Genomic DNA, 23,858 nt, shown 5'->3' with positions numbered 1-23,858 from the left:
TCTAGAGAAATCGGGCCCGCATGTGCTGCCGATTGGTTCCGTGATTTGGCTATATTGCAGCAGAATATGCTTCAATGAAAGAAAAATGCGGGTGAAAAATTGGACAAGACCGATCAACGCATCCTGAATGAGTTGCAGCAAGACGCTTCGCTCTCGAACGTGGAACTGGCCCGGCGGGTGGGGCTGTCGCCGTCGCCCTGCCTGGCGCGTGTCAAGGCGCTGGAAAAGAGCGGAGTGATCCGCCGGTACGTGGCCTTGGCTGATGCCGCTCAGTTGGGCCTGGGCCTCAACGTGTTCATCAACATCAGCCTGCGCACCCAGAGCAAGGATGCCCTGGCGCGCTTCGAGCAGCGCATCTCGGAGCAGGAGGAGGTGATGGAGTGCTATCTGATGACCGGTGATTCAGACTATCTGATCCGCGTCGTCGTGGCCGACATCGCCGCGCTGGAGCGCTTCATTCTTGATCAGCTGACTCCGATCGCGGACATCGAGAAGATCCGCTCCAGCTTCGCGCTCAAGCAGGTGAGATACAAGACGGCCTTGCCTTTGGCTTAGAACGTGTTCAAGATCTTGGCTTTCCGATAAAGAGTTCGTTCGCAGTGCTTTCTAATGGCCTTCTGCTGTTTGAGTTGATGTCGGAGGCCGGGATTGCCCCCGGCAGTGCAGTCACCTTCTTTTGCGTCGCCAAAAGAAGGTAACCCAAGAAAAGGCGACCCCACTGGACGTGTCCCTCCGCTACGCTGCGGGTAACCTGTGGTGCTCAATCGAGGGGTAGTGCTGCAGAACTCGCTACGATCGCTTCGCTCACTGCGCTCAAATAGCTGCAGCAAGTCAGAGCACGAAGCAAGGGCATCTTGCAGTGCCCTTGCCCACCCCTCGCTCTGCGCTCCTCGGCACGGCCAGAGGGGACCCGCGGCTCGGGCCATCGCTGCGCTCGGCCCTGGCATCAACAGGCTTCGCTGCGCTCCGCTGTCTTACTCCTTCCCCCACTGGGGGAAGGCAGGGATGGGGGCTTTCACCGCGCCATTTCCACCCGGCTATTTCTTTCCCAATCTCCTCATCCCAGCGCCCGACAACCATCCGGACAAAACGGAACGCCAGCATTCACACCCTGTGGCTCAGACCGCGACCCAGAGAGCTTGAAAGGCATGACTTTTAGGGCCGGCCATCCGGCAATGACGGATACAAGCGGCTTTCTATTTTCCCAGCGCCGCCTGCGCCATGGCATCCAGCACTTCCCGGTGCTCTGCAATGGCGGGTTGCAGCAGGAACTCAATCCTAGGGTATCTCCCGCGCAATTCGCCCACCAACCGGGGCAGATCTTCCCGCGCATGCCGCCCGCTACCCAGGAACATCGGCCAGATGGTGATGGCTTGGGCGCCCTCCGCCAGCAGGCCAGCCACGCAGGCAGGCAGATCGGGTTCGGTCAATTCCAGATAGGCGCAGGCCACCAGCACATCGGGTTTCATCTCGCGCATGCGGCGAGCGACGGCTTCGATGGGCATGCGCCACCCTGGGTCGCGCGAGCCGTGGGCAAAAAGCACGATCCCGCGTGGGGCGCCTGTGCTGCTTATTGCCTGAGTACCAGCCAACGGAACGCCCCCAGGGAAAGCAATGAATACAGAATGCCCGGCGCCGCCGCCGCGAGCCAAGGCTCCCAGTTGCGCAGGTTGCCGATGAAGCCGAACACGTTGTTGAGCAGGAAGAAGCTGATGCCCGCCAGCACGCCCAGGAACACGAAGCCCGCGATGTTGCCCGAGCGGAAGTGCAGGTAGGCGAACGGCAGTGCCAGCACCATCATGACGAGGCAGCTCAAGGGGTAGAACACCTTGCGCCAGAACTCGATCTCATAGCGCTGGGCGCTCTGGCCGTTGGCGTTGAGGTGGTGGATGTACTGGAACAGATCCACGGTCTTCATGCGGTCAGGGCTCAGGAGCGCCGCCGCCACCATGTCGATCGACAGGCGTGTGGGCCAGTTCATCTCGGGCGGGTTCGAGCTGCGTACGTTGGCATGGCCTTCGCCACCGGCGGTACGCGGTGTGAGATCGAACTCTTTGCGCTGCACTTCCTGCAAGGCCCAGGAGCCATCAGCCGCGAACCGCGCGTGGGCAGCCTTGGTGGTGGAGAGGAGCCGGCCTTCGGCATTGAACTCGAAAATGCGCACGTTGCTCATGCTGCCCAAGGGAGAGAGGGCCCCCACGTTGACCGAATAGCTGCGCTCGTCCTGCCGGTCTTTCAGCCAGGCGCCGGTTTGCCCCACGGTCAGCTCGCCGGAAAAGCGGGCCTTGAGCACCTGCGCGGCGCGGTTGGCCTCTGGCGCCAGGTAGTCACCACAAATGAAAGTGAGCACCACGAAACTCAGGCCCAGCGTCAGCAGGGTGATCAAGGCGCGGCCTGGACCCAGGCCGCTCGTGCGCAAAATGGTGAACTCGGAGCTCTCGGCCAGCCGTGCCATGACGTAGATGGTGCCGATCAGCACCGCGATGGGCAGCAGCTCGTAGAGGTGCGAGGGCACCAGCAAGGTCACATAGAGCAAGGCCATGGGCAGCGTGTAGCCCTGGTTCGACAGGCGGCCAAGTGCCTGCAATTCATCGACGAAATCGAAGAAGAAGAACAGCAGCAGGAAAGCCAGCGTGACGAAGCCCATCGCACGCAGGATTTCGCCGTAGATGAGGCGCCGGATGGTGGTCATGCCGCGCCGCCTTCGCTGTGGGGGCCGAACGCCGGTGGCGCGAAACGGACCAGTTACCCTGGCGCGCCATCAGCCAGGCCATCGCCAGCAGGAAAATGCCGCCGTGCAGGATCAGCAGGAACGGTGCCATGCCGATGCGGCCGTCGGCGATCCACGACTGGCCGACGTTCAGCAGGTTGTAGTAGCTGGCGAAGGCGAAGAGAGCAAAAATCAATCCCGCGCTACGCCCTACCCGTGGATTGACGCGGGTGGCGGCCAGCGCGATCACCACGCAGTTGAACGCCGCGAACAACAAGCCCAGCCGCCATGAAAGCTCGGACAGGTTGTTCGCCGTGGGCTTGAGCACCAGCGCGGGCGTGGGCATGTAGCGGGGCGAGTCGTCGGTGGAGGCGGCCAGCGTGCGGTCGCTGATCTGGGTGCCGTATTCCACGAATTCGCTGACGCGGGAATCCCCGGTGTCGAGCTCATTTTCCAGGCGCTGCCCGTTGCTCAGCATAAGAAAGCGCTCGCCCTTGATCATCTCGACCCGTCCGCTTTGCGCCGACGTGACCGATTCCCTCTGGTTTTCCACGGCAGCGATGAAGATGTTGCGGCCGGTATCGCTGCCCGCGGTGGCCTTGTCGATGAAAAACACCCGCTGGCCGCCGGCCGATTCCTGGAATTGGCCTGGCGCCACGCGCTCGATATCGCCCCGGCCCTGGTAGCGTTCGCGCAGTTCGCGGATCTGCACGTTCGACCACGGCCAGACCACCAGCGCCAGCACGCCGACCGCCAGGAGGATCGGCCAGGAGAAGCGCAGCATCGGGCGCAGGAACGAAGCGAGGCCTTGCCCGCAGGAGAACCACACCACCATTTCACTGCTCGCGTACATGCGCGTGAGCGTGGATGTGGCGGCGACGAAGAGACTCAGGGTCAGGATGGTGGGCAAGTAGCCGAGCACCGTGTAGCCCATCACCAGCATGACTTCGGAGGGGTTGACGTTGCCGACCGAGGCCTGGCCGAGCGTGCGGATCAGCATCATGGTCATCACGATGGTGATCAGCACGATCAGCGTGGCGCCAAAACTGCGTCCGAGCTCCTTGCGAAACGACGAATGGAATAACATCGGCTGAAAGGAAAAGGTGAATTATGAACTTCGAGCTGAAAACCCTGCGCCTCGATGAGGCTGCCGCCGGCAAGTTCAGCGCCCTCGTGGTGTTGGTGTCCAATGATTTCAAATCTGGCGAAGACGCCATTTCGGTGCTGCTGCGCCGTGCCATCGACAGCGGCGATTTCAAGACCGAGACCGGCAACCTTCTGCAGGCATATGGCGCAGCGCGCGTCATGCCCGCGCGGCTGATCCTGGCTGGTATCGGTGATGCTTCTTCCGCTTCGGTCCGCAAGGCGGTCTCGGCGGCAACAGCAGCACTCAAGGGTAGCACGGCGAAAGATGTGGCGCTGTGCTTTGCCGGTATGGTCGATGGCGCCGCCGTGGCGGCGGCCGTGCAGGCTGTGGCGGATACCACTTATGTCTACACCGCTACCAAGAGCAAGTCCGAGCCGCGCAAGCTGGCCCGGGTGCTGGTGGGCGTGCAGGATGCCGCCGCCGTGCGCGTGGCTTTCCAGACGGCCGTGGGCACTGTTCGGGGTGTCGAGCTGGCGCGCGAATGGGCCAATCGCCCGGCCAACCACGCGACGCCCACGCATCTGGCTCAGGCAGCGCGCGAGTTGGGCAAGAGCGCCCGTTTTGAATGCCAGATCCTGGGGCCCAAGGAAGTAGCCAAGCTGGGCATGGGCGCCTTCATGGCAGTGGCCCGAGGCTCCGAGCAGGAATTGCGCTTCATCGTCCTGCGCTACAACGGCGCGGCCAAATCGAGCGCGCCGGTGGCGCTGGTGGGCAAGGGCATCACCTTCGATACCGGCGGCATCTCGCTCAAGCCTGCGCCCGAGATGGACGAGATGAAGTTCGACATGAGCGGCGCCGCCAGCGTGCTGGGGGTGTTCCGCGCCTTGGCGGAGCTCAAACCCGCGGTCAACGTGGTGGGCCTGATCCCGGCCTGCGAGAACATGCCCGATGGGCGTGCCGTCAAGCCGGGCGATGTGGTCACCAGCCTGAGCGGCCAGACCATCGAGATTCTCAACACCGATGCCGAGGGGCGGCTGGTGCTGTGCGATGCGCTCACCTATGCCAAGCGCTTCAAGCCTCGCACGGTGATCGATATCGCGACACTGACGGGCGCCTGCGTCATTGCATTGGGCGGTGTGCGCAGCGGCCTGTTCTCCAACCGCGACGACTTGGCCGAAGCGCTGGTGCAAGCGGGTGCCGAGGCGCAGGATCTGTGCTGGCGCATGCCCCTGGACGACGACTACGCCGACGGTCTGAAGACCAATTTCGCCGACGTTGCCAATGTGGCAGGCCGTGCCGCTGGTGCGGTGACGGCGGCCAAGTTCCTGCAGCGGTTCGTCGACGACACCCCTTGGGCGCATCTGGATATCGCCGGTACCGCCTGGAAGGGCGGCGCTGCCAAAGGGGCTACCGGCCGGCCGGTGGGCCTGTTGCTGCAGTATCTGCTGGCGCAGTCCGAGCCGGTACCATCAGGTGCCAAGGCAGGGACGACCGCCAAGACAGGCGCCAAGACCACCGCCAGGAAAGCGTCCGCACCCGCCAAGAGCAAACGCCAGCGGGCTTGACAGGACGGGGTGATCTCCAGATGACCGAGGTGGCCTTTCACTTCAATGTGCCTGACAAGCTCGGCTATGCCTGCCGCCTGCTGCGCAAGGCGTATGCCAGCGGCTCGCAGGTCGGTGTGCTGGGCGATGGCGAAACCCTGCAGGCGTTGGACAAGGCGCTGTGGTCTTTTTCAGCGCTGGATTTCGTGCCGCACTGTGCCATCTCGGCCAAACCCTCCGTGCTGGCCGCCAGCTCCATCGTCCTGGCGACCGATGCAGGCAAGCTAGCCCACAATCAGGTGCTGCTGCATCTGGGCCACAGCGTTCCTGCGGGTTTCGAGCGTTTCGAACGTTTGATCGAGCTGGTGACCCACGATGATGCCGATCGGGCAGGCGCCCGTGAGCGTTGGCGCCACTACGCTGACCGCGGTTACACCATGAAACGGCACGATCTGTCTGCCAAGCCCTAAGAACACGTTCTGAGACACATGTCCGACGATACTTCGCCACCATCCCGGCAGATGCCTCGCTTCGTTCCCACACTCACGGAGATCGTGGCGCCGCCTCCCGCGCCTGATACCCCCTGCCTCCTGACGCGCAGTATCCAGCCCCGCCATCGGCCGATTCGCCTCCGGATGACGCGGTCATGGAGTTGCTCAAGCGCCTTGGCCCTGAGCTGGATGCCCGGATCAGTGAAACCATCGCCCAGGTCTTGCACGAGCAGATGCCGGCCTTGAACGCCCGCATCAGGCAGGCCGTGACGGAGGCGGTGCGCGAGACGGTCGCGAGCGCGAACTCCAGCGGAGGATCGCCGAGTACCGGTGAAAACCCCTAAGTGCTACCTAGCACGTTTCCTATTACGCTGGCCCCAAAATTGCGTTAACGTTTGCGCCCGTTGGGCAAACATTACGCTCGACTATTTCCAATTTTGGAGGCTTTATGCAAGTGAAGATGAGTCTGATGGCCGCCGCCGCCATTGCCGCCGTGTCTGGCATGGCGATGGCACAGGATGTTCAGGTGGTCAAGATCGGTAGCGTGGCGCCCATGTCCGGACCCCAGGCCCATTACGGGAAGGACAACGAAAACGGCGTGAAGATGGCCGTTGACGATCTGAACAAGCAGAACATCGTTATTGCAGGGAAGAAGATCAAGTGGGAAATGGCATCGGAAGATGACGCCGCCGATCCAAAACAGGGCACCGCCGCCGCACAGAAACTGTGCGATGCCAAGGTCAATGGCGTGGTGGGCCATCTGAATTCGGGTACCACCATCCCAGCTTCCAAGGTCTACAACGACTGCGGCATTCCTCACGTGACCGGCGCTGCCACCAACCCGGATCTGACCAAGCCCGGCTACAAGACCACCTTCCGCATCATTGCCAACGACAACTCGCTGGGTGCTGGGCTGGCTTATTACGCCGCGGATGCGCTCAAGCTGAAGAAGGTCGCCATCATCGACGACCGTACGGCCTATGGCCAGGGCGTTGCCGATATTTTCGAGAAAACCGCCAAGGCCAAGGGCATGCAGGTGGTGGACCGCCAGTTCACGACCGACAAATCGACCGACTTCATGGCCATCCTGACCGCCATCAAAGCCAAGGCCCCTGATGGCATCTTCTTCGGCGGCATGGACGCCCAGGGCGGCCCCATGCTGCGCCAGATGGAGCAGTTGGGTATGAGCAACGTCAAGTACTTCGGCGGTGACGGCATCTGCACGCAGAAACTGCCTGAGCTGGCCGCTGGCGCCAAGACGACGGTGAACGTGGTTTGTGCCGACGGCGGCTCTTCCATCCAGAAGATGCCTGGCGGCCTGGAGTGGAAGAAGCGCTACGACGCGACTTTCCCGAATCAGTTCCAGCTCTACAGCCCCTACACCTATGATGCGGCCATGCTGTTGGCTGACGCCATGAAGCGTGCGAACTCCACCGATCCCAAGGTTTATACCCCGAAGCTGATCGAGTCGAACTATAAGGGCGTGACCTCCGTGATCCAGTTCGAGCCCAATGGCGAGCTGAAGAACCCGACCATCACGCTGTCGGTTTACAAAGACGGGAAGAAAACCCCTCTGAACTGAACGGACACTCTCCAGAAAACCGCCCCTTACGGGGCGGTTTTTTTTGGTGGCGGAGTGGCCAGGGCACAGGGGCGGAAAGGCTGCTTCCATCCCGTTCAGGGACTATCATCTTCGCCCAGCGGCGCATTGAAATCCCACTCCGGGTGGTTGGCAGGGTGGGCACCTCAGGCATGACGCCGCACGGAGACAAGAGAACGCGCATGCAAAAGCCTATTCCCACTCTCGATTTGACCCCACTGTCGCCGCAATTGCGTGACCTGATCCATCGCTTGCGTGGAGATAGCCCAGCGCTCTCGGTGCGCATGCTCGAAACGCTGCGGAGCACTATCCCAGACTATGGGGCGTTGGACGACAAATTGGCACAAGACGTCTACCACGCCGGGGTGAAGAATGCCGAACTCTGGTATGACAGCCTGCTGGCCCGCGATACGCCCGACGATGAAGGCTTGCGCTGGATCGGCCGCTTCAGCCAGCGTCGGCATGAGCAAGACGTTTCGCTGGGGGCGCTCTTGCAGGCCTATCGCACAGGCGCCCGCGTCTATTTCGATACCCTGCTGGCCGAGGCGGGGCAGTACCGTTCCCTGAACGATGAGGTGCTGTTTGGCGTTTCACCCTTCATGCTGCACTACAGCGACGTGATCAGCCGGACAGTCAGCGAGGCCTATTACGCTGACAGAGGGGCCGCGCGGCCGCTTTGCGATACCCTGGCCGACGCATTGTTTGAAAGCGGGGATTCCGTGTCCGCCTTTGAGGAAACCGTGCATGCGCTGGGGCTGGATCCGGCCTTGCCGCACGTGGCGATCGCTTTGCGCCTGTCTTCACCCAAGGCGGAGCCGGACCTGATGGCCGTATTGATGCCCGAGGAATCCACGCCGCCATTGCCGCAACGGGGCCACTCGCTGCTATGGCTGCCCGCGCCTGCGGCCGAACCTGCAGAAGAGCGGGAGGCACGCCTCGCCGCATTGGTGCGCCGCCTGACAGCTCATGAAAACCGTATTGTGGCGGCAGGAGTGGGCTTGCCCGGATGCGGTACGGCCGGCTGGCGTACCAGCGCCGAACAGGCCATCACCGCGATCACCGTCGGCGGGCGGATAAGCGCCGGTGAAACGGTGCACCGTTACGCCGAATTTGCGCTCGACGCGATGATGCTGCACTCGGACGAACTCTCCGGTCTGTACATGAAGACGCTGGAGCGGTTGGCTGGGGAGCCCGTGCTTCTATCCACATTGGAGGTCTATTTCGCGCAGCGCCAGAACCACAAGGCGGTGGCTGCGGAACTGGGCATTCACCGAAATACGCTAATGCTCCGGCTGAGGCGCATCGAGTCGCTGCTGAAGGTGCGCTTCGATGACATGGGCAGCATGGTCCGGCTTTATCTGGCGCTGCGCCAGCACCGCCTGACAGACCCCATCCAGCCGCCTCTGCACTGAAGCGAGCAAGGGCCGCCGACCGACTGTGCAGATGCACTTCGCCGCTGTGCCGATTGACAGTGGCACCTTTGGCGACGCTGTCCTAAACTGCATGAACAACACATCTTGAGGCCCAGGTGGTGGGCGCTTTGAGGAGACAAGTTCATGCATCGTTTTATCCGCGACCCCGCCATGGCTTCGCTGAGCCGCCGCAAGCGCGTGTGGCGCTCGGGCTTCGCGCTGATGGCTATCGCCGCTGCCGCGGCGCTGTCCAGCTGCGGCGGATCCGATGACCCGGCGATGGCCGAGAACATCGACGCGCAACTGCCGGAGGGCATCGCCGCCAAGGCCGATGGCTGCGATTTCCTGGATCCCAGCCATTGCATGCTACCGTTCCCGAGCGACCGCTTCACGGTGGCCGAGGCCAGCAGCGAGACAGGCCGTAGGGTCAACCTGAAGACCGCCTACATGCCGCGTAGCGCGATCGCCAACAACCATCCCATAGATGCCACGGAATGGAACCGGAATGACGGCTTCTCTCCTGGCGCCATGCTGGTGACTCGCGTGCCGGGCCTGGATCTGGCACAGACCGGCGCTCCGCTGCTTACGGATATTTCGGTGTCGCTGTCCAAGGACAGCCCCGTGCTGGTGCTCGATGCCCAGACATTGTAGCCGCAACTGGTATGGGCCGAGCTGGACAACAACAATGCCGCGGCCGACCGCCAGAGCCTGAACATCCGCGTAGCGAAAAACCTGACGCCGGGGCACCGCTACATCGTAGCGTTGCGCAACCTGAAGGACGCTCAAGGCAAGCCGCTGGAGGCAGCTGCTGGCTTCCGGATCTACCGCGACCGCCATGAGAGTGCTCTGGAATTCGTCAATTCGCGCCGCGCGCACATGGACTCGCTGTTCGACGCGCTCAAGAGCGCTGGCGTGGAGCGCGAATCCCTCTATCTGGCATGGGATTTCACCGTGGCTTCCGAGCGCAGCCTCACCGGGCGTATGCTGGCCATTCGTGATGCCGCTTTCAATGCACTGGGTAGCGCAGCACCCGCTTTCAAGGTCAAGAAGGTCATTGATTTCGAGCTGGACCAGGAACCGCTCCTGGCACGCCGTGTCGAAGGGGTACTCACAGTGCCCAGCTTCGTCGAGGCGCCCACCGAGGGTGTTGCGGACGTCATGCCCGTAGCGGCTGCTATCGCGCCCTACCTGCAAGACCCGGAAAATACGGCGTTGCCGGTAGATCAGCTCAAGGCGGCTTTTGCTGCCATCGGCGACAAGCCGCTGCCGATCCCGCACTTCCGCTACGCTTCGGCGGCGCCCGGCATGTACGACGTTCCGGTGCATGATGCCAAGTCGACGATGGAAGTGCCTTTCATCTGCAACATTCCGCGTGCGGTGCTCAACGCCGATGGCAGCGTGAATCCGGCTCGCATTTCCCTTTACGGCCATGGCCTGTTCGGCAGGGCGGCTGAAGTGAATGGCGGCAACGTGAAGAGCATGGGCAACGAGCACAACTTCGTGTTCTGCGCCACCAATTGGTACGGATTCTCCGAGAACGAATTGCTGCCTGCATCGTTCGCTTTCTTCGATCTGTCCAATGCGCGCGTACCCTTTGACACCACTCAGCAGGGCATCCTGAATACGCACCTGCTGGGCCGAGCGATGCTTAACGGTTTCAGCCAGGATCCGGCTTTCCAGATGGGCGCGCAACACGCGAGCGTCCTTGATACCCGGGCGCTCTACTACGATGGCAACAGCCAGGGGGGAATCCTCGGCGGGGCGTTGATGGCGACATCGCAGGATATTCGGCGCGGGGTGCTCGGCGTGCCGGGCATCAATTACTCGCTGCTCCTGGAGCGCAGCAGCGATTTTCCTGTCTTTGGGCAGATGGTGTACGCCGCTTATCCAGATCCCCTGGATCAGCAGTTTATCTTTTCGCTGTGGCAGACGCTGTGGGACCGCGCGGAGGGCAATGGATACGCCCACGCCATGACTGACCGTCCGTTGCCGGGTACGCCCTCGCATCAAGTGCTGATGCACGTGGCCTACGGCGATCACCAGGTCACGATGTGGTCGGCCGAGATCGAGGCACGGACCATCGGCGCGAAACTGCACTGCCCGGCGTTGGCGCCAGGCCGCCATCCGGATGCCAACCCTTATGTCGGCATTGAGTGCCTGCGTCCAGGCACCGCGGACGACAATGGCTCCGCCATCGTGCTGTGGGACAGCGGCCCTGGCAACGTGCCTGCTTCATCGATTCCCCAGGACAACCGCCCGCCTCAAGGCGGCAAGGATCCACACAGCGATCCTCGCAACACGCCCGCAGCGCGGTTGCAGAAGGCGGAGTTCCTGAAGGAGGGCGGCAAGGTCGTGGACACCTGCAATGGCGAGCCTTGCCGGACGGCGGCCTATAAGCCCTGAGAGCATAAAAATACTCTGAGCGCGCGGGGCTCTGGCGCGCGTTTGGAACCTATTTGAGCAGGCCTGTTACTCAGCATCTATGCCCCGGGCACGATAGGCGGCTCGGGTTCTGGATATGCTGGAAATAGTGGGAATGCTCAATTTCGTTTTTCAATGCTTCGCCAAATCGGTCTTCAGGGAGCAAGATGAGGACATTTTTCCTTCGCCAGCCAGGTGCGCGCAGGCGGTGACCGGATCAGGTGCTCAAGACAGGAATGCCGTGGGAGACACCGGCGTTGGAAAATCGCTTCAGGAAGAGGCCTTGAGTGCCCGGGAGTGTGTGTTTGAAAAGGGCACGCACATGCCCTATTCACCGGCCGGTGGCAGCACTTTGACGTCGTCAAAGTCTGTAGCCTTTGCAGCGTATGGCAGTTTCCCTTTGAAGGGCGAGGGAGACGAAACTTTGGCTTGCTCGAATTCAGCCCTTTTGATTCCACCAGAAACGGTTGCACAGGCACGTGATCCTGCTATGGCTGAAAGAGACGCCGAGGACGACCTCATTGAAAAAACAGTCGTTGAGCTGCGGAAATTTTTGCACGGCATGCGCCGTTGGGCGGAAATTTCCAAAGGCGAACCCAAGGATTCAGCATTCAGCAAAGACTTCGTTCGCTTCAAAACCGAATTGGAGAAACTGGAGCCTTTGGTAACGGTCCGAAGTATTTTTGAGAAGGCGCGCAAGACAAGCACGGAAACGCCATCAAAAACCTTTGCAGGCACTGATGTTTCCAAAGGGCTTTTCTTCTCGAAGATAGAGCTTGCTTATCTGGAGGCGGCCTTGGCCGAAGTGTTTGACTACCTGTACAAGAGTAAGCCCCTGATCGGCCGCCTCAAGAAGCAAGAGAAATCCATCGCCATGGCCTTCTCGGAAGTCAGGGCGTTGTCCTTGTCTTCCGTTGCCAGCGTTGGCGTGGCTCCCTTTACTGTCGGCGGTCCATGCTTTCAGAGAGATTCGGCCGCCATCTCGAAAGTAGCCAAGGCCCCTGGTTACTACAACTTTCCTTCATGGCTGTCTTTTGAGGGCCGATGCGGGGAAGCCAGCTTTTCTTCTGTGCCCTTGTTGCTGTGGGGCGAGCTTCTTGCGGCGGTTGACAGCGGCTGGGATACCCACGAGAAATTGACGCCATTTTTCAGCGGCGCTATCTATGTCAGGCAAGAGTTCCATGTGAGTCAGAGCCAGCTTGCCTGAAGGGTTTCGCCGTGATTTCAACGCCTAGTCTCAAGACATAGCCCCCAGGAACCGTGTGGCCACGCACGTGATGTCGTCTGTCTGGTTGGCGCCAGCTTCAAAGTGGCGAACCGCTTCCAGCAGAGCTTGAGACAAATCACCGTCAGATGGCTGATATTGCGCGGCCAGCTCGGTCAGCCGGGCTTCGCCGAAGAAGGCGCCTTGCGGATCCGCCGCTTCGGTCACACCATCGGTATAGAGCAGCAGGGTGTCGCCGGCATGCATCTGCATCCGGCCTTGCTTGAAAACCGCGTCGTCCAGGACAGCCAGGGCCATGTTCTGGCCGCGCGGCATGATTTCGACGGTGTTGTGGCGTCCGTCGGCGCCGTCGGCGCGCAGCAGCAGCGGCGGGTTGTGGCCGGCGTTGACATAGTCCAACCGGCCTGTCTGCAGATCCAGGAGGCCGAGGAACACGGTGACGAACATCATCTGTTCGTTTTCAGCGCACAGCTGTTTGTTCAGCCGCTCGATGATGCCGGCGGGCTCCTGGAGGAACTGTGCGATGTTCTTGAGCAGGGTGCGCGAAACCGCCATGAAGAAAGCGGCCGGGATGCCCTTGCCTGACACGTCGGCCACCACCAGCGCAAGGCGGCCGTCCTGCATGAGGAAATAGTCGTAGAAATCGCCACCCACTTCCTTGGCCGGTTCCATGAGCGCGGAAACGGTGGCCGCCCGAGTTTCGGGGGCAGAGCGCGGCAGGATCGACAACTGCATGGTGCGGGCGATCTCCAGCTCTTGCTGCAGGCTGATCAGAGTGGCCTGCTGGGCCATGGCTTCGCGCAGCTTGTGGAGCAAGCTCACCAGCCGGTGCTGCTGCGTGGTGACCAGATCCGACATGCGGCCGAGAATGCCGGCCAACTGAACAAGCGAATTGTCGGCGCGCATCTGCTCAGCGCCGGCCGGCGGCTCCAGGGCGGCCAGCACCTCGGTGCGGGCCGCTTCGTCAAGCGTGTCCGCCAATTGGCGCAACTGGCGGCGGATCAGGCGTTCTTGCTGCTGGTGAATGCGCACACGCTCGTCGCGCAGCATCTGCAGATTGAACATCTCGTTGCGCAGCGCGGCCACGCTGCGGGCGATCTGGCCTGCTTCGTCGGGCAGCGCCTGATCGTCTTCATCCGGCATGGCGCGAAGGTCACCGCTGGCCAATCGGTCCAGCACCTGAACCGAGCGTTCCAGCGGACGCAGTGCGCGGCGCAGATAGGCAAAGACCGCCCAGCCGGAAGCCGCCAGAAAAGCCAATGCGCCGCCAAGTGCCAGCAACTCCATGCGCCTGTCGCCATCCTGCTGATCGGTGATGTCCCAGGCGGTCAGGATGGCGCCGATGGGGCGGTCGTTGGAGCCGGCGAGGGGGTAGTGGCGGTCAGCCAGCGGCGCTGGTCCGATCCCTTGAGTTCTTTCACGCGCGCGTGCCGTGCGGTCAACGCCAGGCCTTCGCTATTTGTGAGGTTGGGTGTGGTGCCCGCCACTTCACGTCCGCGGAGGTTGAGCACGAAATTCTCGCCGGCGATGGTCCGGGTCATTTCCGGCAGAAGGTCTGCCAGATCCTGCCCGAGGACCAGCATGCCCGGCGCCGCTTCGGAGCCGAAGCGGCGCAACGCCACCAGGTGATAGTGCTCACGTGAAGACTGGCTGAGCCCTGTCTGAATATCGCCGGCAGAAAGAGCCCGTGTCAGCCAGCCAGAGTCGATCAAGGGCTGTTGGTGCAGCGCGATCGAGCTGGAGTGCACCAAGGTGCGCCGGGCATCAAACCAGTCGGCGCGCCAACCAGGGTGTCGATCGAGGATAGGGTCCAGCAGTTGATCCAAGGCGTGGTAGTCCTGCTTCGCCCAGGCCTGTTGAACACCGGGCTGAGCCAGCACTTCGGCCACGGCAGCCTGCAGCTCGGCGATCGATTCGCCTTGCAGCTTGCTCCACGCAATGGATTGCGATTGCAGCAGCACATGGTGGTAGCGGCGTGTGAGTTCTTCATCGCGCTGCCATTCCACGGCACCCGCCACCAGCCAGAGCGCCAGCACGGCGGCAACCAGCAGTGCCGTGACACGGGTCTTAAGCTGCATGCTGCTCGCCAGCTTCGTGTGGAAGCCGTTCAATGTTTTGGCTGCCAAACCAGGGCAGCAGCAAGGCTGCCGTACTCAGCACCGCCAGGATGGCATAGCCGAAGCTTCCCATGGTTTGAAAGTGCTGCGGAGCCCAGGCCATCTGAACCAGCAGGCTCAAGGCCGGGCCGAACACCAAACCGCCGAGCACGGCGCCGTACCAGCCGGAGGCGGTGCCTTGCCACCATTGAAGGCGATACGCGGTACCTGACAGCAAAGCCAGCAAGGCCAACGCGCCAGCACCTACCCCAACGGGATGATGGCTGGCCAAGGCTGCCGCGGGCACCCAGGCAAGAAGTCCGAGCAACACCCCGCGCCATCGTTGCAGCGCTGCATGCGAGCTGGTGGGGAGTTCGGGCGGGGCGGGCGCCGGGAAGCGGTCGTTGCCCAGCGCGGCCGCCAGTACTTCAGCGTGTTGGCGGCGTTTGTCGAGATCCGGTTCGGTCTGGCACAGCGATTGGGCGAGGCGTTCCACGCGCATGTGCTGTTCGCCGACGTGGCGCAGCTGTTCCGCCAGCCAAGGCAAGCGCGCATCGAAATCGCGGCGGCCGAGGCGGGGCGGACGGGTGGCCAGATCCCCAGCCGCGATGCGCTGGCAACTGGCGAGCACGATCCGCTCGCGGCGCAGTACCAGCCCGGTCAAGGCATAGCGCAAGGCTTCCCCTGCCAGACCCGCCACGAGCGCGATCAGTGCGGCCAGCGGCAGGCCCCAGGAAAGCAGCAGGGCGGCGATGGCTGGCTGGCGCCAGTGCAGCTCCAGCGAAGCCACGGTCTCCCCGGCGCGTGCGATCGGAACCATCACCGGAGCCAGTGCGTCCCGCGCGGGCGCTCTTCGCTCATGAAGCACCCGGCCTTGCGTGTCGAGCAAGGCGACGCGAAGAATGCCTTGAAAGCTTTGCATGCGTTGGGTAAATAGGTCTTCGACGCCCACCAGGCGATCAACGGGTATGCCGACATCCACCGCCCGCTGAACCTGATCGGCCATGTTCTCGGCGACAAGCCGCGCTCGCGCTTCGGCCTCCTGGCGGGCCATGTCACGCAGTTGCGATACCGCCAGCCAGCTCACGAGGCAGCCCACCGCCAGCAAAAGCAGCAAGCCTGTGAAGGCGAATCGGCGGGCCAGCGTGGCGGCTGTGGGCATCAGGCGTTGTCCCCGTGGCGTTTCAGGTTCGCCAGCGCATGTGCCATGCGCATTTCGGCTGCCCCCAGGCGCGCCATGGCCAGATCCATGCCGGCGTCATCCTGCTGCCTGGCCAAGCCCCGCAGCAGCCAGACCGCCAGCAGCAGACTCGCCCCCGTGAAGAGCAACAGGGCGAATACGGAGACCACGATCAGAGGCCAAGGGGAGGTTGATGGAGGGAGCGTGGAGGTGATGCTGACTTGACCCGCGATTTCTCCAAAGGGTCCCCGGATGGGCAAGCCGAGCGTGAAAGCATCTTCGCTGATGACCGACCAGGCGTGCGCCTTGCCTTCAGGTCTGGCGGCCGCCGTCAGACTGGCCGAGAGCCAACCCGGTGGCACTCGTTCGCCAATCGCACCGCGGTCGGTATTGAAGAGCGAGGTGGCGCCGGCATCGAACACTTCCGCCGCCAGCAAAGCAGGGTCGTCGGCCAGCAGGTCTTCAAGCATGGCTTGCGCTTGATCGCTGTCAGCCAGCTCGAACCCCAGCGACAGGTTGATTTCAAGCCGTTCGCGCAATCCCTGCAAGGCGATTTCCAGGCGTGCTTCGCGCAGCACCTGGGCTTGTGTGCGCTGAAGGCTGAGCAGCAGAGCGGTCAGGAGCAAAAGACCGCAGACGGCGATCACCCACCAGCGGCCTGCTATTTCAAGGCAGGCGGACAAGGTGATGCGCGGGCGCAGCCAAGCCGTGGAAGGGGAGAGAGGGAGGGGGTGCTCATTCGATCACCTCGGCCACGTTCAGCAGCGCCAGAGGGGGATACAGATCCAGCGCCTTGGCTACCGGCATGTTGATGAGCAGCGAAAACCCCTGCAAGGTCTGCGCGGCGATGCGCTCCACCGGCATGCGGTCGATCAGGATCTGGCTGGCCTTGTAGGCGGCGAAGCGCCCTACGTTGGCGCCGTTGGCGAACAGGCCGAACATGCATTGCGACTGCCGCACGATGCTCTCCGTGGCGCAGAATGTGGGCAGGCGTGCCTGAAGCGCCGCGCTGGTCACCGCATCGCGGTGCGTGAACGCCAGGAACGTACTGGGGCCTACGTACAGCAGGTCCGCTTTTTTCTCGGCCAGCCGGTGGATCATGCCTGGCAGCGCGCTGGCATCGGGCTCACCGTTCGCATCAAGCGGCACGATTTCCTCCAACAACTCGAACCCTATCCCGGGGGCAGCGCGGCGCAGCGCCTCGGCGATCCCGAGGGTGTTGGATTCGTGGGGGTTGGTGAGGTAGCCCAGCCGCTTGAATGGCCGGTAGCCGCTCATGGCCTTGAGCTGTATCGGCAGCGGCGCCACGTGGCCCACACCCGTGACATTGCGCCCCGGAGGATCGAGCTGGCGCAGCAGTCCGGAACCCACGGGGTCGGTCACTTCGGTGAATACGATGGGGATGTCGCGGATATGGGTGGCCGCATCCTCCGGGCGGTCCTGCCCGGCCAGGGCGAGCGTGGTGCTCGTGGCCCACGAATAGATCAGGTCGGGTTGGAGGGCCCGCACCGATTCGATGAGCGCCGGCGCATCCGAAGGGTGGCCTGAATAGCGGACGCTGACAAACCTGACCGGCAGAGGGCGCTTGGCCAGGTAATCGCGGAAGCCAGCTTCGACGTTCTGTTCTTCGCGGGGCAAGACGATGGCGATGGTCTGGGTTCTCTGAGGCGTAAGTGCCTTGCCCGCCAACACGGCGCCCACCAGTGCACCGCCCGTCAGCAGAAGCACCAGGAACCCGCGTTTGGCTTTCACGCTCCAGCGCATGTTGGCGATCACATGGAGGCGTCGTCGAACTCGCCCGAAGCGGGAAAGCTCCTGGGCGGTACGGGCGCGGCGGATGCCGCCGGCTTGGGCAGCGGGAAAGGCGCCGCCGGCGGGTTGATCAAGGTGGACGGGTAATCCCGCGGCTGTGCGGCCTGAGGCGATGCGGCGTTCCCTGAAGGACCGCCACGCCCTGGCGGCATAACGATGCGTGGTACGGGCGCGCCCGGTACCAGTGCGGGTTCGGGATCAGGCAAGGTGACGAGCCTCGGCTTGATGAGAAAAAGCCGCTCGCGCGCCTGCATATTGTTGACCTTGTGGGAGAACAGCGCCCCCAGCACGGGAATGGCGCCCAGCACCGGAACGTGGTCGTTTTGCTGCGTGAACTCTTGCGTGTTGTAGCCGCCGATCAACAGCGTCTGGTTTTCTCCCACCAACGCCTGGGTGCTCACGGTGGTGCGCCGTATGGTGGGGATGTTGTCGACCGTGCGATCCTGGATCTGGCCGTCCTCGATATCCACGTCGAGCTGCACCGTGGGGCCTAACTCACCCAGGTCGATGAAGCGTGGTGTGACCTTGAGCGTGGTGCCGACCGTGATCGGCGTGACCGAGGCCACCCGCTCGCCGGAGGTCTTGATGTAGAACGTTTCCGCGAGATCGAGCAGGGCGCCGGTATTGTCGAGCGTCAGGATCGAGGGGCGCGATTGGATAGTGGCCTCCCCGATGCCTTCGAGCGCGCGGATGCGGCTTACCAGGTAGTTGCCGGCGTCCAGCACGGTGGTGTTCGTGCTGATGCCGCCGCTCCGCCCGGCGGCCGAGATGGTGATGGCGTTGGTGCTGTCGGACACATTGCCGAAGCCGGCGGCCAAGCCCCCTTGCGCCCGCCCCAAGCGATGCCGAGTTCATCCAGGCGCGTGGAGTTGACATCAATGATGAGCGCCTCGATTTCGATCAACGGGGTTGGCACGTCGAGCTGCTCGATCAGGGCCTTGTACATCGGCAGGCGGTCGGGTGAATCCTGGATGATCAGCGCATTGAGGCGCGAGTCGGCCTGGATGGAAGGCGCACGCCGGCTGGTGGCAATCATGTTGCCGGCATCCTGCGTCTTGGTTCCTTCGGTCTTGCCGGTTCCATCAGCAGCGGGCGCGCCGCCCGACAAGGCGGGTGCGGCCGCTGCACGGGTGTCCAGGGCTCTGAGCGGGCCGGCCTGCGGATTGCCGCTGGCACGCAGCGGTGCTGCCAGGCGCTCGACGGTGTCGGCATTCACGCCGGGCAGGGACGCTGAACCGCCGCTCACCAGATTGCGCAGCACCTGGGCGAGGCCCATGGTGGTGATCTGCCGGTCGCGGTAGGTCATGGTGCGGTCGTCCACCGAGGCGTGCTTGAGCTTGAACACAGCGGCTTGCTGTCCACCGGCCACCAGCGGCAGGCTGTCCACGGTTTTCTTCACCAGTGCCACATAGGCGGGTGGCCCGGAGACCAGAGCCAATCCTTGCTCGGGCAATTCCCCCCAGCCGAAGCGGGTATCCAGTACCCCCAGGCTGCCGAGTGCCTGGCGCATGGCGCCGATGCTCGCGCCGGAGGCCGTGATGCTGGCCGTGCTCATCTCGCTGCTGCGGCTCACGAAGAGCGTGCCTGCATGGGTAAACCACTGAAAGCCGTAAACGCCGCCCATCTGGTTTAGAAACTCAGTGGGGTTGCGCGCCTGGAAGCGCCCGTTGACGTTGCCGCTTACCTGGGGCGAAAGATCCAAGGTGAGGCTGAACGAGCTGGCGAACTCGCGCAGCACGGTGGCCAATGGCATGGATTTGTCGGCATAGTAGTTGTAGGGCGCATCGGTCCAGGGCGGCGGGCTGGCATGGGCGCACGGCGCCGCGGTGACGGTGAGCGCGGCGGCGAGGGCCGTTGCCAGCAAAATCAGGCGATGCCTGGAGGAGGAAAATCGGAAACAGCTCATCGAGCGCACGGTCCCTTCAGTCATTCTGTACGGCGCTGGCCCAGAAGGCCAGCTCATTCACGAAGGCACCTACGTGCTCATCAAGCACCTGCGCGGAGCCGGCATCGGACAGCTGCTGCAGCCACAGGCTGCTTTCGTGCGCATCCACCGCGCAGGCCACCGGCGCGCTCAGCATGCGGCCGCAGACCAGCCGGGCGCAATGGCGCAGCACGTCATCGCGTGCCGGGCCGGCCTCGGGCAAGTTGCGCAGCCGGGTGCGCATCAGAACGCGGCCGTCCGGGCGTTCCAGCAGTTGCAGGCGGTAGCGGTCATCCACCGTCATCGACAGGCGGGTGCCGGTGAAGGGCGTGTCCTGGCCCAGCGTGGCGGCGTATTGTTCAAGAATCATGCGTGTTTCCAGGTTCAGTCCTGTGGCGGCGTGCCTTCGGCCATGAGCTGTCGCAGAAGGAGCAGCAACTCCGCCACAGGTTCGACCAGATCGGAAGGGATGTACTGGCCCGCGATGGATTTCTCGGTGAGCGCGCGTGCCAGCGGAACGTTCTGCATCACGGGCACGCCGGCTTCGCGCGCGGCATGCCGCATGCGTGCGGCCAGTGCGCCTTCGCCCATGGCCAGCACCACGGGCAATGGCGTTTCGCCTTCCTCGTAGTGCAAGGCCACCGCCAGATGCGTAGGGTTGGTCACCAGCACCGTGGCCTTGCGCGCGTTCTGCACCGCCCCTTCCTGCAGCATTTCCTGGTGCAGGTGCCTGCGCTTGTGCTTGATTAGCGGATCGCCTTCCATCTGCTTGTACTCTTGCTTGACTTCGCTCTTGGTCATCATCAAGCCCTTGCGGTGGCTGTAGCGTTGCCACGCGAAGTCGGCCAGGGCGATGGCTGTATAGGCCAGGCCGATGCAGATCAACATGGTCTTGACCAGCGAGCCGACCACCTGCCCCATGCCCGCCAGTCCAGCGGCCGGGATGCTGGTCATGATCGGAAAGGCATCGCGCAGCACCAGCCACAGCAGGCCGGACAGGAAGCAGATCTTGACGGTCGATTTCAGGAACTCGACGAGATTCTTCTTGGAGAAGATATTCTTCAGATTGGTGATCGCGTTCAGCTTCTTGCCGGAGGGCTTGAGCTTTTCGAAGGCCAGCACCAAGCCTACCTGCAGCGCGTCAGTAAAGATACCCAGCACCAGGATGATGCCCAGGAACGGCAGAATGAACCACGCCGCTTCGGTCACCAGCTTGGTGATGAGAATGTCCGCCGCGTCGGCGAAATTCATCTCCATCAAGGTGGTGGGCAGCAGGATCATCTCCATCAGGTCTTCCATCATGAAGACCGCGGCGGTCAGCAGATAGCCAAAGATCGCCATGATCAGAACCGTCTGGGTGAAGTCCTTGCTGTAGGCTACCTCGCCCTTCTTGCGTGAGTCGCGCAGGCGTTTGGCGGTGGGTTGTTCGGTTTTCTCGCTCATCGCCCCCCATCACGTTGCCTGCCCACTGCTCGCGCAGGAAAGGCATGATTCCGCCGACGGATTCCACCAGTTCAGACCCGTACTCGAACAAGGTGGCGGCATAGAGCACCAAGATCAGCACGGCCAGCCCGCTCTTGACCGGCATGGCCACGAAGAACACCTGCAGCTGTGGTGCGAAGCGGCTCACCAGTGCCAGGCCCAATTCGGCCAGGAACATGGCGACGATGGCGGGCGCGGCCAGGAGCATGGACATGCGAACCAGGCGGTTGAGTTGATCGAGCAGCACAGGAGCTGACTCGGCGCGGAACGCAGGCATCCAACCCGTGACGCTCCAGAGCTGGAAACTGTCGTAGAGCATGCCCAGCATCAGCATGAAGCCACCTGAAACCAGGAAGAAAACAATAAAGGCTTGGTTGAACAGAATGCCCATGGGGGATGAATCGTTGCCCGTCAGCGGATTCAGCGTGGCCGAGATGCTGGCGCCGCGCTGGTTGTCGATCAGAAAGCCCACCGCTTCGAAGATCCAGAACGGCACGGCAACGATGAACCCCAGCACGAACCCGACGAACGCCTCTTTGACGATCACCAGCATCCAGAAGGCAGGAGAGGGAGACTGCAGTGCCGCCATCTGCCCGGCCACCACCGGCATGGCCATCAGGCCCAGCGCGGCGCCGATGGCAAAGCGCACCAGACCCGGCACGATCTGAGTGTTGAAGAGCGGAATCACGATGAACATCGCGAGAATGCGCGGCTGCGTCAGCGAGAGCGCCAGGATGTACGTCCTGGCGTCCTCGTAGGTCAGCGGTACATCCATCGTGGTCACGGCTGTTCCCTTAGTGGCCCACCGTGGCCATGGCGTCGAAGATCTGTGCGCCGAAATTGAACAGCTCGCCCCCCATCCAGCGCGCGGTCAGCAGGATAGTCACAGTGACCGCGATCAGCTTCACGCCGAAAGAGAGCGTTTGCTCCTGGATCTGCGTGAGGGCCTGGAACAGCGAGAACAGCGTACCCACCAGCGCGCCTACCACGATGGGCGGCAATGAAAGCCACAGGGTGAGGTAGAGCGCCTGGGTGAAGTAGGAGACGACGTCGACGGTTTGCATGGCGGCTTGCCGGGGTTTATACGTAGGAAAGAATCAAACTCTGGATGAGACGCGACCAGCCGTCGAGCATCACGAAGAGAAAGAGCTTGAGCGGCAGCGAGATCGTGACGGGCGAGACCATCATCATCCCCATGGCCAGCAGAATGTTCGAGACGATCAGATCGATCACCACGAAGGGCAGATAAAGCAGAAAACCCACCTGGAAAGCCGCTGTGAGCTCGGACACCATGAACGCGGGCATGAGCACCATGAAGTCGCGTTCGGTCATGCCCGCCGACAACTCGGGGCCCCACAACCGCTGGGCCGTGCGCACGAAGAAGTCGCGTTGCTCGGGCTTGCTGTTGCGCAGCATGAATTCGCGCAGCGGCTCGGCGCCTTCGCGCACGCTGGCGACGAGTGACGGCACATTGCTCATGGCCTGCGGATTGGCGGACAGGCGGTCGACCATGTGCGCGCCCACGGGGGCCATGATGTAGGCCGTGAGAATCAGCGCCATGCCATGAAGCGCCAGGTTGGGCGGCACCTGCTGCACACCCAGGGCATTGCGCAGAAGCGCCATGACCACTGTGATCTTCAGGAATGAAGTGGTGACCACCACCACGGTGGGCAGGAGGGCCATCAGCGCCAGCACCAAGGCTAGCGTGATGGGATCGAAGTTAGGATTCATACAGCTTCACACTCAATCCGCTGAATACGTTCCATCCGCTCAATCGGCACTTTGGCCATTGGCTTGAAAAAGGGTGCGAATGCTGATGCCGAGCTGCCCGTCGATGTCGACCAGATCACCTTCGCCGATCTGGGCGCCATTGGCGCGGATGCGCACGGGACCCGCGAGCGGGCGTGCGAGGGCGATGGCTTGGCCCGGCTGCAGCGCGCGCGCTTCGGCCACGGTCAGCGTGATGTCGCCCAGGTCGAACGAGAGCCGGATCGGCACGTCGTCGATGGATGTAGCGGAGGTCTCAGGTGGAGTTTCGGTGGCGGGCATGTCGGAGTTCCAGGCTTGGATCACGGTCAGGGTGGGGGCTTCGGCGGGCTCGTCTTCCTGCTCGAATGCGGACGGAGGCAGCTGCGCCTGCAAGCCAGCCGTGCCATCGGCGCTGAGCCACAGGACGCGCTGAGCACTGATGTGGCAGCGGTCCATCAACACCACGTCACCGTGCGACAACGTGGCGAGCAGTTCGGCGGAAAGCAGGGTGAAGCCTATTTCGGCGGGCAATCTGATCGGCAGTGGCCCGTCGAGCACAGGAGGCGCCGGCGCGCGCTTGCCCACCAGACCGGCCAGCAGCAGAAGGCCCAGCGAATCGGTATGCAGTGTGGCGGCAGCGGCTGCCGGGGTGTCGTGGCCGTGCGAGTGCAAGTGCAAGGCAAGCGTGTGCGGGCTGCTGGCGGGCACCTCGGCATCCTGCCGCATCTCGCGCAGTTGCGGCGCTCCGTGCCCCAGCGATCGCAGGGCGCCGAGGGCATCGCTCAGTGACGCTTCCAGCACGGCGAGGGCGAGTTCAGGGGGCAGCTTCGGCAGCGATGCCCCGGGCAGCAGCGGTGCGACCAACTGGTCTGCGGTGGCTTTAGGCAACTGCAATTGGAAGGGCGCGCCAGCCCATTCCAGGCTGATCATCCAGTCGTCTGCGTGTGGTGGCTCCGAGGCAACAAGCGGCTGCAGGTCCGCATGCCAGACTGCATCGCCAAGGTGCAATGGCATGGCGTGAGCGCGCTGGGCAATGGTGGTGCGGGCCTTGGCTTCGTTGCGGCTGTAGCGGGGGGCTGTAGGGGCCTGGCCATGGTCTGCGTTAGTTCTCCTTCCTCTTTCCAT

Annotated in this window: 24 protein-coding genes and 1 pseudogene; 9 read left to right on the top strand and 16 right to left on the bottom strand. The window is 63.0% G+C overall.

Going from position 1 to position 23,858, the window contains the following annotated elements:
- The first annotated feature begins 99 nt into the window (after nt 1-99).
- Nucleotides 100-555, top strand: a complete 456-nt coding sequence (locus WJU18_RS21515) for an Lrp/AsnC family transcriptional regulator (RefSeq protein ID WP_423455542.1) — start codon at nt 100-102, stop codon at nt 553-555.
- Nucleotides 556-1,196: 641 nt separating this feature from the next.
- Here WJU18_RS21515 and WJU18_RS21510 read toward each other — a convergent pair.
- From WJU18_RS21510 to lptF, 3 genes are read right to left on the bottom strand one after another with little or no spacing between them, the layout of a single operon-like run.
- Nucleotides 1,197-1,544, bottom strand: a complete 348-nt coding sequence (locus tag WJU18_RS21510; protein WP_423455540.1) for a sirohydrochlorin chelatase — start codon at nt 1,542-1,544, stop codon at nt 1,197-1,199.
- 26 nt (nt 1,545-1,570) lie between these two features.
- On the bottom strand, nt 1,571-2,692 hold the full coding sequence (gene lptG, locus WJU18_RS21505; RefSeq protein WP_423455538.1) for an LPS export ABC transporter permease LptG: 1,122 nt from the start codon (nt 2,690-2,692) through the stop codon (nt 1,571-1,573).
- Nucleotides 2,589-3,797, bottom strand: coding sequence for an LPS export ABC transporter permease LptF (gene lptF, locus WJU18_RS21500; RefSeq protein ID WP_423455536.1), 1,209 nt, complete (start codon nt 3,795-3,797; stop codon nt 2,589-2,591). Before lptF ends, lptG begins: the two co-directional genes overlap by 104 nt.
- Before the next feature lie 23 nt (nt 3,798-3,820).
- On the opposite strand from lptF, the gene WJU18_RS21495 reads away from it, so the two are divergent.
- The 8 genes from WJU18_RS21495 (at nt 3,821) to WJU18_RS21460 (ending at nt 12,472) form a co-directional block, all read left to right on the top strand.
- Nucleotides 3,821-5,362 carry a leucyl aminopeptidase gene (locus WJU18_RS21495; protein WP_423455534.1) on the top strand — a complete coding sequence of 514 codons (1,542 nt, stop codon included), beginning with the start codon at nt 3,821-3,823 and terminating at the stop codon, nt 5,360-5,362.
- Nucleotides 5,363-5,382: 20 nt separating this feature from the next.
- Nucleotides 5,383-5,811, top strand: coding sequence for a DNA polymerase III subunit chi (locus WJU18_RS21490; RefSeq protein ID WP_423455532.1), 429 nt, complete (start codon nt 5,383-5,385; stop codon nt 5,809-5,811).
- A 176-nt stretch (nt 5,812-5,987) separates the two neighbouring features.
- Nucleotides 5,988-6,176 (top strand): hypothetical protein, encoded by a 189-nt coding sequence (locus WJU18_RS21485; RefSeq protein WP_423455530.1) that lies wholly within the window; start codon nt 5,988-5,990, stop codon nt 6,174-6,176.
- Between the two features lie 104 nt (nt 6,177-6,280).
- Entirely contained in the window at nt 6,281-7,414 is a 1,134-nt protein-coding gene (locus WJU18_RS21480) for a branched-chain amino acid ABC transporter substrate-binding protein (RefSeq protein ID WP_423455528.1), read from the top strand.
- A 200-nt stretch (nt 7,415-7,614) separates the two neighbouring features.
- Nucleotides 7,615-8,844, top strand: a complete 1,230-nt coding sequence (locus WJU18_RS21475) for a PucR family transcriptional regulator (protein ID WP_423455526.1) — start codon at nt 7,615-7,617, stop codon at nt 8,842-8,844.
- A 144-nt stretch (nt 8,845-8,988) separates the two neighbouring features.
- A complete protein-coding gene (locus tag WJU18_RS21470) occupies nt 8,989-9,495 on the top strand; it encodes a hypothetical protein (protein ID WP_423455524.1) in 507 nt (168 codons plus the stop codon).
- 111 nt (nt 9,496-9,606) lie between these two features.
- On the top strand, nt 9,607-11,247 hold the full coding sequence (locus tag WJU18_RS21465; RefSeq protein WP_423455522.1) for a hypothetical protein: 1,641 nt from the start codon (nt 9,607-9,609) through the stop codon (nt 11,245-11,247).
- A gap of 133 nt (nt 11,248-11,380) precedes the next feature.
- Entirely contained in the window at nt 11,381-12,472 is a 1,092-nt protein-coding gene (locus WJU18_RS21460; RefSeq protein ID WP_423455520.1) for a hypothetical protein, read from the top strand.
- Between the two features lie 30 nt (nt 12,473-12,502).
- Here the strand turns inward: WJU18_RS21460 and WJU18_RS21455 are convergent, their stop codons facing one another.
- From WJU18_RS21455 to sctQ, 13 genes and pseudogenes are all read right to left on the bottom strand, one after another.
- Nucleotides 12,503-13,777, bottom strand: a complete 1,275-nt coding sequence (locus WJU18_RS21455) for a PP2C family protein-serine/threonine phosphatase (protein WP_423455518.1) — start codon at nt 13,775-13,777, stop codon at nt 12,503-12,505.
- Between the two features lie 41 nt (nt 13,778-13,818).
- Nucleotides 13,819-14,568 carry a hypothetical protein gene (locus WJU18_RS21450; protein WP_423455516.1) on the bottom strand — a complete coding sequence of 250 codons (750 nt, stop codon included), beginning with the start codon at nt 14,566-14,568 and terminating at the stop codon, nt 13,819-13,821.
- Nucleotides 14,558-15,748 carry a hypothetical protein gene (locus WJU18_RS21445; protein ID WP_423455515.1) on the bottom strand — a complete coding sequence of 397 codons (1,191 nt, stop codon included), beginning with the start codon at nt 15,746-15,748 and terminating at the stop codon, nt 14,558-14,560. The genes WJU18_RS21450 and WJU18_RS21445 overlap by 11 nt, the downstream gene beginning before the upstream one ends.
- The gene (locus tag WJU18_RS21440; protein WP_423455513.1) at nt 15,748-16,449 is read right to left on the bottom strand and encodes a hypothetical protein; all 702 of its coding nucleotides are present in this window, start codon (nt 16,447-16,449) and stop codon (nt 15,748-15,750) included. Before WJU18_RS21440 ends, WJU18_RS21445 begins: the two co-directional genes overlap by 1 nt.
- A 52-nt stretch (nt 16,450-16,501) precedes the next feature.
- Nucleotides 16,502-17,518, bottom strand: coding sequence for an ABC transporter substrate-binding protein (locus WJU18_RS21435; RefSeq protein ID WP_423455511.1), 1,017 nt, complete (start codon nt 17,516-17,518; stop codon nt 16,502-16,504).
- A 20-nt stretch (nt 17,519-17,538) separates the two neighbouring features.
- Nucleotides 17,539-18,375, bottom strand: a complete 837-nt coding sequence (locus tag WJU18_RS21430; protein WP_423455509.1) for a hypothetical protein — start codon at nt 18,373-18,375, stop codon at nt 17,539-17,541.
- Nucleotides 18,276-19,508, bottom strand: coding sequence for a secretin N-terminal domain-containing protein (locus tag WJU18_RS21425; protein WP_423455508.1), 1,233 nt, complete (start codon nt 19,506-19,508; stop codon nt 18,276-18,278). Before WJU18_RS21425 ends, WJU18_RS21430 begins: the two co-directional genes overlap by 100 nt.
- Nucleotides 19,501-19,872, bottom strand: coding sequence for a CesT family type III secretion system chaperone (locus WJU18_RS21420; RefSeq protein ID WP_423455506.1), 372 nt, complete (start codon nt 19,870-19,872; stop codon nt 19,501-19,503). Before WJU18_RS21420 ends, WJU18_RS21425 begins: the two co-directional genes overlap by 8 nt.
- 14 nt (nt 19,873-19,886) lie before the next feature.
- A complete protein-coding gene (sctU, locus tag WJU18_RS21415; protein ID WP_423455504.1) occupies nt 19,887-20,945 on the bottom strand; it encodes a type III secretion system export apparatus subunit SctU in 1,059 nt (352 codons plus the stop codon).
- A gap of 58 nt (nt 20,946-21,003) precedes the next feature.
- Nucleotides 21,004-21,759: pseudogene (gene sctT / locus WJU18_RS21410) on the bottom strand (type III secretion system export apparatus subunit SctT); the annotation flags it as partial.
- Between the two features lie 19 nt (nt 21,760-21,778).
- Complete coding sequence (sctS, locus tag WJU18_RS21405) at nt 21,779-22,048, bottom strand: type III secretion system export apparatus subunit SctS (protein WP_423455502.1); 270 nt, start codon at nt 22,046-22,048, stop codon at nt 21,779-21,781.
- Between the two features lie 16 nt (nt 22,049-22,064).
- The gene (gene sctR / locus WJU18_RS21400; protein WP_423455500.1) at nt 22,065-22,715 is read right to left on the bottom strand and encodes a type III secretion system export apparatus subunit SctR; all 651 of its coding nucleotides are present in this window, start codon (nt 22,713-22,715) and stop codon (nt 22,065-22,067) included.
- 39 nt (nt 22,716-22,754) lie between these two features.
- Entirely contained in the window at nt 22,755-23,858 is a 1,104-nt protein-coding gene (gene sctQ / locus WJU18_RS21395; RefSeq protein ID WP_423455498.1) for a type III secretion system cytoplasmic ring protein SctQ, read from the bottom strand.

Origin of the sequence: Ottowia sp. VDI28 (assembly GCF_049532675.1) — a bacterium.
Classification (GTDB): Bacteria; Pseudomonadota; Gammaproteobacteria; order Burkholderiales; family Burkholderiaceae_C; genus Ottowia.
This window is presented reverse-complemented; position numbering and strand designations above follow the sequence as displayed.